Raw genomic sequence first — 16,225 nt, 5'->3', positions numbered from 1 at the left:
TATTCTCCCTTAATTCGCTGAGAATTTTTCAAACAAGAAGTTTGCTGGTTTAACGCCTTCGGTATCTAACCAGCCACGTACCGCTTCGACCATCGGCACGGGACCACAGAGGTAAATATCCACATCGCCGTTGTTTAACCAATCTTTTTCAACATGACTGGTCACATAGCCTTTACGTTCATGCTGTGACTCAGGGTGAGCGACCACAGTACGGTATTCGAACCAAGGGAGTTTGCTTTGTAATTCATCGAGCTTGTCTTTTGCCACGATGTCAAAGTCATTGGTTACGCCAAATACAAGACGAACAGGTTGTTCAGAACCTTTTTCTTCAAGCACTTGTAACATGGACATAAACGGCGCAATACCTGTACCACCTGCAAGCATGACCACAGGGCGAACGACATTACGCAGATAAAAACTACCAAAAGGACCTTTGAAGGTCATTTTGTCGCCGGCTTTCGCATTGGCACTCAGGAAGGTACTCATTTTTCCTTCAGGGACATTACGAACCACGAAGCCTGTTAAACGATTGCCCGGCTTTGAACTAAACGAATACGAACGTGTTTCTTCAGTCCCCGGAATGCCGACATTGACGTATTGACCTGCCAAGAAGTTAATGTCAGGTTGATCTTCATCCAGTTGAATATCAAAGGTAATCGTAGAATCCGACATATTTTCAACACGAGACAATGTGCCTTGAAACTCATGAATTTCAGTTTTACACACGTCAGATGATGCACTGATTTGGAAAACAGCATCTGAACTTGGACGACATTGGCAAGCTAAAATATAACCTTGCTCAGCTTCTTCGGGGGTTAAAGCGTCTTCGATATAAGATTCTTCAGGCATGTCGTAAGTTCCCGACTCACAAAATGCACGGCATGTCCCACATGCGCCATCACGGCAATCTAGAGGGATATTGATTTTTTGACGATAGGCTGCGTCGGATAAGGTTTCACCTTGAGCAACACTAATAAAACGAGTAACGCCATCTTCAAATTGAAGTGCAACATTATGGTTTGACATGGCTGAATATCCTTTTGAAAATCTGGTATAACGTGTCCTTTCAGCCAAATATCCTTCTGGCTGAAAGTAAAACCTTGCTTAGTAAAATAAGCTTTTAGAGGTGATAAATATCAATAACTTGGTTGATATAATCGTTTTTCAGAACAACATATTTGCTGAGGATTTTTGGCTGCTCACCTGAAAAATCAATTTCATAACGTGACATGCCAAAGTAGCTATAGTTGGTTTTGTAGCGGAAACTTAAGGTGTTCCAGTTAAAACGCACCGTTACTTTGTCACCATCACGTTCAATAATCTCGACGTTATTAATGTTGTGGCTGGTTCGGGTATCTGGCATCGTGGCAGATGAACGCTCAGTTTTAATGCGGAAGACACGGTCTTCTAAACCTTGGCGGTCTGGATAATAAATCAAAGAAATCTCAGACTGCGGATCTTCTGTCAGGCGGTCATCGTCATCCCAAGCCGGCATCCAAAATGATGCAGATGGGGCATAGCACGCTAGCCACTCATCCCACTGTTCATCATCTAAAAAACGCGCTTCGCGGTAGAGGAACTGAGATACAGCTTCAATGCTTACGCTGTCTAAATGTGCAGTTGCATTCATGCGACATCTCCTTGTTCATTTGCGACTTGTTCTGCCAATTCTTTTTCTTCAGCGATGGCATGTTTCATGGTTTTTAACCAATATTGATGCTGAGCAAGGTAAAGACCTTCATCTTCGGTTTTGATGCCACTTAATAGTGGTTTTAATCCAATTTCATTGGCTGCATCATCCGGTCCATGAATCCAGTGTTTTGAACCACGGCACATGTCGTTCCATTCCAGTTCAATCCCTGCATAACCTGCTTGGCAGGCACGGAATTCTTCTAAATCGTCAGGTGTTGCCATGCCTGAAGCATTAAAGAAGTCTTCATATTGACGAATACGACGTGTACGTGCTTCTGGCTCTTCACCGACAGGGGCGATACAGTAAATGGTGACTTCAGTTTTATTGACAGAAATCGGGCGTAAAACGCGAATTTGTGAACCGAATTGATCCATCAAATAAACGTTTGGATAAATACATAGGTTACGTGAACGTTCGATCATCCATTTCGACATCGGCGCGCCAAATTTTTCGGTATATTCATCGGCTTTGCTAAAGTTTGGACGGTCTTCTGGGTTTGCCCATTGGGTCCATAACAACATGTGACCATTGTCAAAACCATAAGAACCACCACCTTGCTTGCCCCAAGAACCCGCACTCATAGCACGAATATTATCTGCCGCTTGTGCTTCTTTACGGTGCTGTGTGGTTGCTGCATAGTTCCAATGCACGGCTGAAACGTGATAGCCATCTGCGCCATTTTCAGCTGTCAGTTTCCAGTTACCTTCATAGGTATAGGTAGATGAACCACGTAAAACTTCCAAACCGTTTTCCGACTGACCTTCGATCATGTCGATAATTTTGGTGGTTTCACCTAAGAATTCTTCTAGACTTGGCACATCAGGATTTAAGCTACCAAATAGAAAGCCTTTATAACTTTCAAAGCGTGCGACTTTTTTCAAGTCATGTGAGCCATCTTGGTTAAAGCAATCTGAATAACCCGCTTCGGCAGGGTCTTTAACTTTGAGCAATTTACCTGAGTTATTAAAGGTCCAACCATGGAATGGACAAGTATATGTTGCTTTGTTGCCTTTTTTATAACGACATAACTGTGCGCCACGGTGTGAGCAGGCATTGATCATGGCATTCAGTTCACCATTACGGTTACGTGCAATGATGATCGGCTGGCGACCGATATGAGTCGTGTAATAATCATTGTTATTTGGAATTTGGCTTTCATGCGCCAAATACACCCAGTTACCTTCAAAAATGTATTTCATTTCAAGATCAAATAACGCTTGATCAGTAAATACTGAGCGGTGCAGTTTAAATTCACCAGTGTCAAAATTATCGACAAGAAGTTCATCAATACGATCTAGATGGCTGGTGTTAATTACAGGAATACGTGGCATGTCCATTCTCCGACTGTCCAATGAGGGGATAGTCACCGAGTTGTCAAACTTGGATGAGACAGCTCGGCTTCCTTAGATTGAGTAATTAAGCGCTAGCGCGTCGACGATCTACTTCAGTATTTGGTGCAGCAACTAACTCAACATTAAAGCTAATGTGCTTAAACGGTTGGTTTAGACCACGACGTGCAATTTCAGCTTCGTCTGTGATATCAACAGCAGTTGCCACCAGACCATCACGAGTTGCAAAGGCAAAGTCGTCCCAAAGGTATTTATCACCTTCGATGTTGAATTGAGTAGTTAGCTTGCGGTAACCCGGTGCAGAGATAAAATAATGAACATGTGATGGACGGTTACCATGACGGCCTAATTTGTCTAAAACAAATTGAGTTGTACCTTCTGGAGGGCAGCCATAACCAACTGGCATCGTAGTTTGTACAACATATTTACCGTCTTGGTCAGAAAGAATCGTACGGCGAAGGTTAAAGTCAGATTGAGATTTATCAAAGAAAGAATAGTTACCTAGGCTGTTGGCATGCCAAATTTCAACTTTAGCACCTTCAATGATGTTGCCTTCGGTATCTGTTACTGTACCTTCAATAAACAATGTTGGAATTTTATCGGTTTCCGTACCATCATCCATACGAGCAAAGCCCACTGATTCAGGTGCGCCAGCCACATATAAAGGGCCTTCAATGGTACGTGGTGTACCACCTGTAATACCTGCTTTCGCATCAGCTTCATCGGCACGTAAATCAAGATAGTGCTCTAAACCTAAACCTGCGGCTAAAAGACCTAATTCGTTTGCTTGACCCGCGTCTGTAAAATACTCTAGACCTTTCCATAGTTCAGTTTGAGTAATATCCAGATCTTCAATCGCTTGGAATAAATCACCCAATAAACGTACCACAACTTGCTGTACACGTTGGTCAACAGGCCCTGTCGCTGTATCTACGTTCATTTGTTTAACCAGAACATCAATCTCTTGACGGTTCATACTATATCTCCTTAAGTATGCATTTAAGTATGGGTGGCTATCACTCGATAAAAGAGGTCTTTGGCTGCCACGTTCCTTGTTTGGTTGTCTAACAATACTTTTTAAGTTGTTTCGTGTAGCGGCTGAAGCTTCTTTCAGGTAATGCGCTGCACGATGTTTTTGATCTGTTGGATGGGATTAAATTTGCTTAATCCTGTCTATGTGATATACCTTAAAAGAATAAAATCTTCACGTCGAAGATCAAATTTGCATTTTATTATACTTAATAGGTATCGATAACCATGGAACTAAGACACTTAAGATACTTTGTCGCGGTGGTTGAAGAGCAGAGTTTTACCAAAGCGGCAGAAAAACTATATATAGCTCAACCACCTTTGAGTCGGCAGATTCAAAATTTGGAACATGAGCTTGGAATTCAATTATTTGAACGAGGTAGCCGTCCGCTTAAGACTACAGAAGCAGGTCAATTTTTTTATCATCATGCTTTAAAACTTTTGTCTAATGCAGAAGAAATTAAATCAATGACGAAACGAATCGGTTTGACAGAACGGACCGTGACAATCGGTTTTGTGAGCTCTTTATTGTTTGGTTTACTTTCGAATATTTTGTATTTATTTAAACAACAACATCCACATTTAAAAATAGAAATGGAGGAAATGGCGACCACAGAACAAATCAAAGCATTAAAGGAAGGTCGTATAGATGTCGGCTTTGGGCGTTTGCGTATTTCAGACCCCGCGATCAAACGGGTTTTACTGCGTGAAGAACGCTTAGTGGTAGCCTTACATGCTAGTCATCCATTGGCACAAAAAAAGGAAGGGGTATATCTTGCAGATCTGATCGATCAGCAATTGATTTTTTATCCAAATCACAACAAACCAAACTTTTCGACCCAAGTGCGTGGCATATTTTCAGAGTATGGTTTAGAACCTAAAAAAGTACGTGAAGTACGTGAATTACAACTGGCACTAGGCTTTGTTGCAGCGAATGAAGGGGTTTGTATCACCCCAATGAGTGCCAAAAGTGTGCAATTAACACATTTAACCTTTGTTCCTATCTTAGACGAAGCCGCGATTAGCCCTGTATTTATGGCTGTGCGTAATATGGATGAAAGCGAAGATATTCGTGGTTTATTTGATAGTGTTTATCAAGTGTATGATTTAGAAGCTATTCCATATGATCGTGCTGTGTTTTGAGTATGCTGTCGCTAGACGTTCAGATGAACTGCTGTTATGAAATGATCTATTTAAAATAAAGCGGAATCAAGGGATTAATTTGTATTCAACTTTTTAGGTATACAAACATGCCTAATCGGTTTTGGACATTAAGCACCGACTTATTCATTGTGAAAAGCGAATTTTACAAGCTTCACAATTAGGAGGTGGGCTATGCAAAACCAGAAAATTAATATTAATACCTTGGTTGATGAAGCCAAATTTACGCCATTTCATTGGGGTGTTTTGATTTGGTGTCTTTTGATTATTATTTTTGACGGTTATGACTTGGTGATCTATGGCGTTGCCTTACCTTTGTTGATGCAAGAGTGGTCATTATCTGCGGTACAAGCCGGCTTACTGGCAAGTACGGCTTTATTTGGCATGATGTTTGGTGCCATGTGTTTTGGCACACTGTCCGATAAAATTGGTCGTAAAAAAACCATTATGATCTGCGTCGGTATTTTTAGTGGTTTTACCTTTTGCGGCGCTTTTGCAAGTACTCCCGTTGAGTTTGGTATTTTACGCTTTCTTGCCGGTCTAGGCATCGGTGGCGTTATGCCGAACGTGGTCGCGTTAATGACAGAATACGCGCCAAAACGTATACGTAGCACCTTGGTTGCACTAATGTTTAGTGGTTATGCCATTGGTGGTATGGCTTCAGCATTATTGGGTGCTTGGTTAGTGCCAGTATATGGCTGGAAAATCATGTTTTATATTGCGATTATTCCATGTCTTGCATTGCCTTTAATTTGGAAATTCCTCCCTGAGTCATTGATGTATTTAACCTCAAAGCATCAAACAGATACGACTCGAACGATTGTCTCTAAAATTGCCCCTGAACAAGTCCTCACAACGGATACACAATTTGTACTCAATGAAGTTTCTGAAGAAGATAACGCTCCGTTAAAAGCATTATTTCAACAAGGCCGTAGTTTCAGTACGTTCATGTTCTGGATTGCATTTTTCATGTGCTTATTGATGGTATATGCACTTGGAAGTTGGTTACCAAAATTGATGATTCAAGCTGGCTATTCGCTTGGTGCAAGTATGATTTTCCTCTTTGCGCTGAATATTGGTGGAATGGTAGGTGCTATTGGTGGTGGTGCTTTGGCAGACCGATTTCATATCAAAAAAGTGCTGAGCATCATGTTCATGTGTGGCGCGTTGGCTTTAATCTTACTGGGCTTTAACAGTCCGCAAATGGTTCTGTATACCTTAATTGCTGTTGCAGGTGCAGCTACCATCGGTTCACAAATCTTACTTTATACCTTTGTCGCACAATACTACCCAACCACGGTACGTTCTACAGGTATGGGCTGGGCATCGGGCATTGGACGAATTGGTGCAATCGTTGGACCGGTACTTACTGGTGCGCTGTTAACCATGAATTTGCCGCATCAAATGAACTTCTTGGTGATAGCCATTCCCGGTGTCATTGCTTCTTTAGCAATATTTATGGTGAATTTGCAAGCGTCTGTAGAGGCATCTACTCAAGGTCAATCGCCAAAACCCAATACGCAAGCTATCAAAAATCCAGCGAATTAAGCCGATATTTAAAGATTTAACATTACCCCAAAATTTTAAGTTTCTAGGCCCTGATGCACAGCATGAGGGCTAGTGGGAAATTGTGACAAAAAATAAGGAAAGGGCATCGCCCAAATCGAGGTCAGGATGAAAACTCAAAAGCTAAATTTAGTCAAAAAAACCTTTAAAATGAAACCGATGCTACTGGCTTGTGCAGCTGTGTTCCCCATGTGGACACATGCGGCAGTCAGCGAGGCTGAAGTTGAACAGTTGCGTGAAGAAGTCAAAGCGTTAAAAGCCATGATGCAGCAATATGTTCAACAGCAAAACACTTTGTCGAGTGAAATCAAAGACGTAAAACAAGGGCCTGTAGTTGCTGTGCAGAATCAAAAACCGACTCAAACACCGAGCCTGAGTTTAAATACCAAATCGGGCGCTGAGTTTAGCTTGTATGGCAATGTGCGTGCAGATGCATCTTATCAGGCAGAAGGCGGCAGCTTATCTCGCCTGTATAACCAAATGAATAGTGTTCCGCTAGAAGGGAATGCTGAAAGTTCAGATCGTTTAAAAGCAACACTTGCTGCCACACGTTTAGGACTAGACTTTAAAACGCCGACTCAAGTGGGCGATGTAGGCGGTAAAATTGAAGTCGACTTTTTGGGCGCAAATGATGGACTGAGGATTCGTCATGCCTATTTGACCTATGGTGATTGGTTGGTGGGGCAAACATGGTCTAACTTTGCTGTACCTGATTATATGCCTGAAACTATTGATGCATTGGGCTATGTTGGTGGTGCTGTTAAACGTACACCGCAAGTTCGCTATAGTCACAAATTTAGTCCTGAGACAAATCTTGTGCTTGCAGCAGAAAATTCTAAGGATGACAGTTCAAATATGCGTTTGCCTGCATTAACAGCGCGGTTAAACCATAAAATGACAGATACACTCATGTTGAGCGCACGTGCGATGGGTGCTGAAAAGAAAACGGATACGGATACAGAAACCGCATGGGGACTTGGTCTGGGCGCAAAGCTAGATTTGACGGATAAAACAGTGCTCAAAGCGGATTATTACCATGTCAAAGGCGACAGTAGTTTTGTGTCATGGACCAACCAAGGTTTTGTGACCAATGCGGATAAAGACATCATCGCCACCAATGAATTTGACTCGATTACAGTAGGTTTAACTCAACAAATTTCAGCACAATGGCGCGGAACATTGGGCTATGGTTATATGAAAGCAGATAACAATGCAGATTATGTCAACTCATTAGTCGATAAAACCAAGGCCAATAAAAACTTGTGGCAAGCATGGGCAAATGTATTTTACAGCCCTGTTAAGCCGATTAGTTTAGGTCTGGAATATGTCTATGGTGAACGTGAAGCTTTTGGCGCTGCACCAAATGGCAGTACTAAAGGTGAAGATAATCGAATCAATGCAGTCGCGATGTACAACTTCTAATGCTGTTACAGAGAATTGTTTAATTTAAATTGCCTTAGAAATTTCAATATCAATTTAACGAGAGCGTGATTGGAAGTATGTTCAGGTTTTGACATCTGACTTTCCGACAATCTTTCAATGCGTACTCTTAATCAATACACGCCCTTGATCTTCTCAGATTGAGGGCTTTTATCTTATTTAGAAACTTTTATTTTTTGACTAAAAAATATAATTATCTGTTTTATTTCATTTAACAAATCATTTGAATATAAAAATACGAAGAAGGATATTGATAAAAATCATGAATTTTGAAATATTTTGATACATACATGACGATAAAACACACTACAATCCTTGCCGTCAATTTCGTTTCACTTAGAAGACGCAATCATGGATGTCCCTCAATTTTCCAAATATAACAACACGTCACTTAAGCTTTTAAGCCTGATGATGCTTACTGCAATGGCACAGTATAGTGTTGCAGATAGCAATGTATTACCTGAAATCACCATCAACGTTGAACAAAGTTCAATGGATGAAAAAATAAAAAAAGCACTGACCAAAGTAAATGGTGCAACCAATGCAATCGTTGTAGCAGACATTCAAGATATACCCAAGCGAACAAATGCTGATTTATTTAAAAATCAACCGGGGATTTACGCAGCATCTTCAGGAAATGAAGGGGTAAAACTGTCGATACGTGGCTCGGGGATCAATCGTGCACCGGGGGCGCATGCTTCAGGGTTGTATGTGACCTTAGATGATTTGCCATTTACAGGGCCAGGAGGAACACCTTATGAACTGCTTGAGCCGCTGTGGGTAGACCATATAGAGGTTTTACGAGGGGCTAATGGTTTAACACGTAGCGCATTAAGCTTGGGTGGTCTAATTAACTATGCAAGCCCAACAGGAAAAAATGCAGCAAAACTGTCAGTGCATCATGAAATGGGCAGCCACGGTTATCAAAAAAGTGAAATCAGTTCAGGACAACAAATCGGTGACTTAGACTATTATCTTTCCTTAACACAAAGTGATGATGACGGTTTTCAAGATCATGCTTCAAGCCAGAGCAAAGGTTTATCGGCCAATGTGGGATATAAAATAAACCCTAACCTAGATACACGTTTTTATCTGCGTTACCGAGAGACTGAACACCAAACGCCGGGACGTCTAACCCAACAACAGATTGAACAAAATCCAAAACAAGCAGTAGCCCAAAATATCTCGCTGAATAATAATCGTCCGCAGCCGGGAAGTCTTTGGTTGGCGAATAAAACCAATATGACTTTGGACTCGGGCGATCGTTTACAGTTGGGTCTGGCCTATCATCATTATCCGATGGATTTGCAAGAAGGACTTTATAGTACTGATGTTGACTATGATGATATCAGTACCTTATTTAACTACCAATTTGACCGAATCTTGTGGGGGCATGAAAGCCAAAATACCTTAGGTTTTCGTAGTACTACGCATTTGCCAGATAGTCAGGTCGTTGAACGCTTGCGTGTAGCGCAAGGCGCCTATGCTGCGGGTACAGAAACGCGGCATTATACCTACCAAGGTGGTGACTATGTTTTACATTATGCCAATGCCTTGGCACTACACCCACAGTTTTGGCTCGATAGTCGAGTTGCATTGGCGTACACCCATCGTGAAAGTGAAGTGACATGGCCTGTGCAGAGCCATAAAGAAAATATTCGTGAATGGAATGTCCTGCCATCGCTAGGTTTTCGATATCAAATCAAACCAGAAACACAGCTCTTTGCCAATGTCAGTCGAAGCTTAGAAGCACCACATCCATGGGCTTTAATTTGGGGTTCGGATCAAAAGTTCCCCGATGAAAGTGGCGCAGCGACGGGACGCCAAAATGCTCCGATTCATTTGAATAGTCAGACAGCGAATACTCTTGAACTAGGTGGGCGTGGTCAACATGCACTGGGTGAGTGGAATATTGCATATTACTATTCACAGGTTAAAAATGAACTGTTGGCTGTTGAAATCCAACCAGAGCCTAATCCGATAATTTACGAATCGAATGCTTCAGACACCATCCATCAAGGGATTGAAGTCGGTTTAAACAGTTCACTTTGGCAAAATGATACATATGGACAGGTTCAGCTAAAACAAGCCTATACCTTGAATGATTTTCACTATAAAAATGATGCGGTATTTGGAAAAAATGAGCTTGCAGGTATACCAAAACACATCTATCAGGCTGAACTGAAATACGAACATCCTTTAGGCTTTTATGCTGCGGTGAATACACTTTATGCCGCAAAGGTCGCAACCGACTATGCCAATAGTTTCTACGCAAAAGATTGGCAAATTTGGGGAGCATCGTTCGGCTATATTCAACCGCAAAAACAGTATATGGCTTGGTTGGATTTCAGAAATATGGCTAATAAAAAATATGCATCTACCGTGACACCGGGCTATAACGATGCCGGCAAAGATCCTGCTCGTTTAACACCTGGTGAAGGTCGGGCGGTATATGCAGGACTGACGTATCATTTTAATTAAGCATCTTGTATTTAAACAGTGATCTATTAAAAAGCTTTGATTCGCAGATTTGAAAATAAAAAAGGGAGTCAATCAGCTCCCTTTTTTAACTCTTTGATTGGTTTGTTAAGCAGTTCGAGGCATATCTTGAATACGTCGCCATGGCTGAGCTTCTTCAATTTCATATGCCAGTTCAATTAAGGTTTTTTCATCACCGATATCGGCTGATATTTGCATACTGATCGGTAGTCCGTCGTTTTGCGTTTCTCCCATAGGAATCGACATACCCGGCGCACCCACCACATTTTGAATAGGTGTGAAAGTCACATAGTTCTGAATACGTTCAAATAATTGGTCAAACGGTAATTGAGGTGACAAATAGCCAATTTTAGGTGTGGTATGTGCAAGTACAGGCGATAGCAAAACGTCATAATGCTTAAAGATTTCACGATATTGCTGCTGCATTTTCTTTAATCGATACAGAAACAGCGGGGTTTTATAAAAGTTCTTTTTATACAACTTCGATAAACCAACGGTTAAGTGATCTAAATCTTTTGGATTAAAGTCAGCGCCAAAGATTTTCTTACCAAAGGTACTCAGTAAAAAGGACAACATCCCCCAATATTCACTGAAATCTTCAACAAAGCTTAAGGAAAAAGGTAACTGAAGTTCTTCAACATGATGGCCTAATTTTTCCAATAGTGCTGCGCTATTCATTAATGTTGTAGTCGTTTCGCTATCTATTTGCCCTGTAATCGATTGCGGGACTAAACCGATGCGTAGTCGACGTTTAGAAGGGCCATGAATCATGCCTATTCGTGGCAGTTTTTTATTGTAATAACTTGACTCCATTCCTGCATAAAAATGCGCTGTATCTCGTATGCTACGGGTTAAAACACCTTCACTGATGATATTAATCGGAAGAGAGCCTGCTGCTTCACTGTCATAAGTACGGCCACGGCTAGGCTTTAATCCAATCAAACCGCAGCATGCAGCAGGGATACGAATTGAACCACCGCCATCATTGGCATGAGCAATCGGCACTACACCGGCTGCCACGAGTGCTGCGGAACCGCCAGAAGACGCGCCGCAGGAATAACCTAAATGCCAAGGGTTATAGGTGGCTGAGCCATCTTTATATTCGGTACTGGCATTTAGACCAAATTCAGGCAGTTTAGATTTTCCTAATACGACAAAACCTTGATCTAAGATTTGTTGGCTAATTTGAGGATTACGATCGGCTGGTTTTGAACCTATGGCCTTTGAACCATGGCGTGATGGCAATCCTTGATAATCTAGATTATCTTTAAAGAAAAAAGGGACGCCCGCAAATAGACCATGTTCAACATATTGATTTTGCTCTAAAGCACGCTGAAAACAGTCCAATTCAATGGCATTTAGATACGGATTGACTTGTTCCGCACGTGCAATGGCCGCTTGTGTTATTTCCTGTACAGAGGCTTCTTTAGATTTGATGAGCTGTGCAATCCCCACAGCATCTAGATCTGTGAGTACATCCGAACTAAAGGCATGTATGCGTTGACTGTGTTTGTGATCTTCCATGAACTAACCTATTTTTTTTTTGAATTTTGGTAAATGTTGAATGAATTCGGTGTTATCTCAACAACAAAATCTCAACAACAAATATATGTATTTGAACAATATCTGTTTGAGCATAATAATGACAATAAAAATTGTCAAATATTCATCTGATCTGAGGAAAGTGCAGAGATTGTACTAAGGAGGGCATCTAAAGCCTGTTGAATCTCATCCTTCCATGCAAAGGAACAATTTAAACGGATATATTGAGTTTTGGCTTCTGATACGTTAAATAAACGGCCTGGAGCAACACCGATCTGCTGTTGAATTAAGGCTTCATAGACCGCCATGCTTTCAATATTTTCTGGTAGTTTTAACCAAAGAAAATAACCACTTGGATGATATTGTAATTTGCATCCAGTCGGTAGGCGGCTTTCTAAATAACGGTAAAACTGTAATTTATGTTGCTGTAGACTTTTTCTTAAGACCCGTAAATGTTTTTCATAATGATAATTTGAAATAAATTCCACCAAGGCATTTTGCAATAAGGTATTGACGGAAATAGTACTCATGAGTTGTAAGTGTTGAATCGCTTGAGAGTATTTACCGGCGTGCACCCAACCGACCCGAAATGCAGCGCCCAACGTTTTAGAAAAAGAAGAGCAATGTAAGACCATATTATTTTGATCAAAGTATTTCATTGAAACAGGTTTCTTAGACGCATAATGCATTTCTTCATACACATCGTCCTCAATTAAATGCACGTGATATTGGTGTAAGAGCACGGCAATTTTTTGCTTGATTTCATCACTCACTTAAATCAAAACCGTCTTGTGGATGTTCAGGTAAGGTCACCACTTTAAGGCCTAAGCGCTCTGCAGCTTGCAAGGCGCCATAGAAAATATTTTGCTGTAACACAATATAATCACCCGGTGAGGCAATGGCCTGTAAGGAAAGATTTAGCGCATCCATACAGCCTGAGGTAATCACAATATCCTCTGGATCTGTGGCAATGCCTTGCATGCAATAGCGCTGTGCAATTAACTTACGTAGGGCTAAATTACCAGGTGGAAGATTATCAATGGCATCGTAACTTTTGGGATTTCGGGAAATTTGCCCCATGATTTGGGTTAACTTTTTAGAAAAAACAATATCGTGAGCTGGAAAGGCTGAACCCAATGGAACGATTTTTTCATCTTGTATCGATTTTAAATACTTAAAGACCAGAGAGTTAATTGCAACAGGAGTATTTAAAGACACGATTTGAGCGTGTTCAGCCTCTATTTCGAGTAAACCTTGCGCCACATAGTAGCCTGATTTTTCACGTGCATAGATTAAGCCACGCGATTCTAACTCCTGATAGGCATTCATGACCGTGATCAAACTAAAACCGCACAACTGCACTTGTTCACGTAAAGACGGAAGTTTTTCGTGAGCTTTTAAAGTGCCATTTTCAATCAGTTGACGTAGGTGCTGAGCGAGCTGTTCCGATTTATACATAGTCATCAACAAGACAAAGTTCTGTTATAAATATATCAGTAAATGAAACTTTACATTAAATTTTTATAACAGATGAGTCTGTACTGTTATAAGTTTTTTCAAAATCACTGTATCTAGTTTTAAGCTTGAATTTTTTATAAGGTGCATAGACCACAACACTTGTGGCGTCAAATGGTATGGAAGTTAGGGAGTTGAATATGTTTAAAGCCAGTGAATTAGAACTGTTACAACATTTACTGGTGGATGTTCCATTGACAGATTCAACGCTGCATCTGTTGCAACAACAGCATACTAATTTAGAAGCGGTACTTTTGCGCAGTCGAATTTTGCGTCAAGTACAGCAAGTGGGCTATGTCAGTATTTGTCAGGAGCATATGAATGCCAAGGCTGAAAATGCGGCTTTTTTATTTGCACCCTTTATCTTAGCGAATTTGAATCAGAAGGTGATCTACGTTGCACCGCAAAGCCCTGAAAATATTGCGATATTGAATCGTTATTATCATGCTGAGGCTAAACTTAGCGCATTTAAAGTTGATGATGTTTTATCGGGACTCAATGTCTACATTGAGCTACATAATGAACAACTATCGCCAGCAGAATACTTCTATTTTAGTTTGATCAATAGCTTATGTAATCCGAAAGTTTCCAGAATCATTTGTATTACACATCTAGATATCGACTTAGAAAAATTAAAACAGCTCGCTGAATTTTTAGATGTTGAAATCCATGTCTTGGCGGATAAAGTTGAACCGATTGATTTTGATCTAAATAAAATCAATATGTTAAAGCTGCTATTTAAAGACAAAGATCAGCAATATATCGATTTATGCCAAAAGTTTTCGTTTATCAATGCGAAAATTTTACAACGATTAGGTTTATATGAATTTGACCGTGCGCAAGTCTTGGTAGAAGACATGTTTTATTCAGAACACATCTTTGAAAAAATGTCGGTATACGGTGAATATATTCAAACGCATCTACAGCACCAAGTTTAAAAAAACAGAGTCCTGCATAAGCGATTCAGAGGGGAAAGTAATTTTATAGCTGTAATTTGATCACTTTAAAAATGCAAAAAAGCTTGTAAATCTAGACTTACAAGCTTTTTTTAAATTCAAATTTAAACCAATTTATTTGGCCTAATGATCCGATTAATACTTTATGAACTGATCATGAGCGAGCATGAGATGTAAGATATACATGCAATAGCGAGTTGCAATAAGTGAATAATACTGTCGCTTAAGGTAGATAGGAATTATCTGCACCAACAACAAACGCTACACCAATACAGAATAAAAGCACATAGATTGAGAACCAAATAATGGCACGTTTAAAGGCCTTATCTGAAATTTCACTGTCTGCATATTTTTGCGGTTTTTTAGGCTCTTGATTGCTCATAAGATGTACTCTAAATCCCTAGTGGTTATAGGTGATTATTGGGGTATATCGCTTGAAAGCATAGATACAACATTCATCTAAATTTCTATAACAGTTATAGTTTAGAAGAAGCCATCCTGACTTAATCCATTAATAAACTATGATATTGGTCGGTTCTTTTTCTCAAAAAGTCCCAAACCAGTTTAATACGCGGCTCATGCTGTAAATCGACTAGGGTCAGCATCCAAAAGGTATGCACAAAACGAACATCTTGCGCCAAGACTTGTTCTAATTCGGGTTTTTCCTCGGCCAAAAATTTGGGCAATATTGCCAATCCTGCACCCGCACTCACGGCAATTTGTTGAGCCAAAATACTACTACTTCTAAAGTTTGCATTGAGCTGAATAGGTAAACGTTCTAAACAATACAGTTCAGGGCTATAGACCAAATCATCTATATAGTTCACAAAAGTGTGTGATTTTAAATCTTCTAATGTATGAATGGGTTGCGTGTTTTTTAGGTATTCCTTACTGCCATAAATTTTTAAACAATAGTCTGCCAATCGAGTAATGATATAGGGGCCTGATTTTGGTCGATCGATGGAAATAACAATATCTGCTTCACGATGTGAAAGCTTGATCATTTTCGGCACAGGAATAAGGTCGATAGTCAGCAAGGGGTATTTTTTGGACAATTCTGCCAAGAGCTGTGTCAAAAATGCTGTTCCAAACCCTTCGGGTGTGCCAATTCGCACACGACCTTGCATAGGTTGGTTAGGTTTTTCGATTTGTAAAAAAGCCTGTTCCATTTGTTCAACGCGAGGAACCAGTGCCAAACCTTCTAAAGTGAGCTCATAACCTGTGGCTTCACGTTTAAATAATGGTGTGCCTAAAGCCAGTTCTAGCGCATGTATACGTCGAGAAACCGTACTGTGCTCAACACCGATAATACGGGCGGTATTGGTTAGGGTTTTCGCACGAGCCAAAACCAAAAAATACTGTAAATGATCCCAGTCTACTTTCATTGTTATTGTCATCCCTGTGCATATTTGCACATCAATCGTGCGTGAATCTCTATTGGTAGTCAAAATTTTCTTTGCTAGTTTGAAGTGAAT

12 protein-coding genes and 1 pseudogene are annotated in these 16,225 nt (G+C 40.5%); 5 read left to right on the top strand and 8 right to left on the bottom strand.

Annotated features, from left to right (window positions below; genetic code table 11):
• Window positions 1–9: 9 nt before the first annotated feature.
• The 4 genes from benC to catA form a co-directional block, all read right to left on the bottom strand.
• On the bottom strand, window positions 10–1,026 hold the full coding sequence (gene benC, locus FTU62_RS05810) for a benzoate 1,2-dioxygenase electron transfer component BenC (protein WP_180093887.1): 1,017 nt from the start codon (window positions 1,024–1,026) through the stop codon (window positions 10–12).
• 94 nt (window positions 1,027–1,120) lie between these two features.
• The gene (gene benB, locus FTU62_RS05805; RefSeq protein WP_078190730.1) at window positions 1,121–1,630 is read right to left on the bottom strand and encodes a benzoate 1,2-dioxygenase small subunit; all 510 of its coding nucleotides are present in this window, start codon (window positions 1,628–1,630) and stop codon (window positions 1,121–1,123) included.
• Entirely contained in the window at window positions 1,627–3,024 is a 1,398-nt protein-coding gene (gene benA, locus FTU62_RS05800; protein WP_180102126.1) for a benzoate 1,2-dioxygenase large subunit, read from the bottom strand. The genes benB and benA overlap by 4 nt, the downstream gene beginning before the upstream one ends.
• 85 nt (window positions 3,025–3,109) lie before the next feature.
• The gene (gene catA, locus FTU62_RS05795; protein WP_180102125.1) at window positions 3,110–4,018 is read right to left on the bottom strand and encodes a catechol 1,2-dioxygenase; all 909 of its coding nucleotides are present in this window, start codon (window positions 4,016–4,018) and stop codon (window positions 3,110–3,112) included.
• A 281-nt stretch (window positions 4,019–4,299) separates the two neighbouring features.
• Between catA and FTU62_RS05790 the strand changes: the two genes are divergently transcribed.
• The 4 genes from FTU62_RS05790 (at window position 4,300) to FTU62_RS05775 (ending at window position 10,719) form a co-directional block, all read left to right on the top strand.
• A complete protein-coding gene (locus FTU62_RS05790) occupies window positions 4,300–5,214 on the top strand; it encodes a LysR family transcriptional regulator (protein WP_180102124.1) in 915 nt (304 codons plus the stop codon).
• A gap of 192 nt (window positions 5,215–5,406) precedes the next feature.
• Window positions 5,407–6,780, top strand: coding sequence for an MFS transporter (locus tag FTU62_RS05785; protein WP_180102123.1), 1,374 nt, complete (start codon window positions 5,407–5,409; stop codon window positions 6,778–6,780).
• A 126-nt stretch (window positions 6,781–6,906) separates the two neighbouring features.
• Window positions 6,907–8,220, top strand: a complete 1,314-nt coding sequence (locus FTU62_RS05780) for a DcaP family trimeric outer membrane transporter (RefSeq protein WP_180102122.1) — start codon at window positions 6,907–6,909, stop codon at window positions 8,218–8,220.
• 369 nt (window positions 8,221–8,589) lie between these two features.
• Entirely contained in the window at window positions 8,590–10,719 is a 2,130-nt protein-coding gene (locus FTU62_RS05775; RefSeq protein WP_180102121.1) for a TonB-dependent receptor domain-containing protein, read from the top strand.
• Between the two features lie 105 nt (window positions 10,720–10,824).
• Here the strand turns inward: FTU62_RS05775 and FTU62_RS05770 are convergent, their stop codons facing one another.
• Complete coding sequence (locus FTU62_RS05770; RefSeq protein ID WP_180102120.1) at window positions 10,825–12,261, bottom strand: amidase; 1,437 nt, start codon at window positions 12,259–12,261, stop codon at window positions 10,825–10,827.
• Between the two features lie 134 nt (window positions 12,262–12,395).
• Window positions 12,396–13,737: pseudogene (locus tag FTU62_RS05765) on the bottom strand (PLP-dependent aminotransferase family protein).
• A 197-nt stretch (window positions 13,738–13,934) separates the two neighbouring features.
• On the opposite strand from FTU62_RS05765, the gene FTU62_RS05760 reads away from it, so the two are divergent.
• Window positions 13,935–14,732, top strand: coding sequence for a hypothetical protein (locus tag FTU62_RS05760; RefSeq protein ID WP_180102119.1), 798 nt, complete (start codon window positions 13,935–13,937; stop codon window positions 14,730–14,732).
• Window positions 14,733–14,973: 241 nt separating this feature from the next.
• Here FTU62_RS05760 and FTU62_RS05755 read toward each other — a convergent pair whose 3' ends face one another.
• Entirely contained in the window at window positions 14,974–15,132 is a 159-nt protein-coding gene (locus tag FTU62_RS05755) for a hypothetical protein (protein ID WP_168379604.1), read from the bottom strand.
• A gap of 121 nt (window positions 15,133–15,253) precedes the next feature.
• A complete protein-coding gene (locus FTU62_RS05750) occupies window positions 15,254–16,135 on the bottom strand; it encodes a LysR family transcriptional regulator (protein ID WP_078193328.1) in 882 nt (293 codons plus the stop codon).
• Window positions 16,136–16,225 lie beyond the last annotated feature (90 nt).

The organism is Acinetobacter sp. YH12126 (assembly GCF_013418745.1).
Taxonomy (GTDB): domain Bacteria; phylum Pseudomonadota; class Gammaproteobacteria; order Pseudomonadales; family Moraxellaceae; genus Acinetobacter; species Acinetobacter amyesii.
Note: the sequence above shows the minus strand (reverse complement) of the source record. Positions and strands in the feature narration are given on the sequence as shown.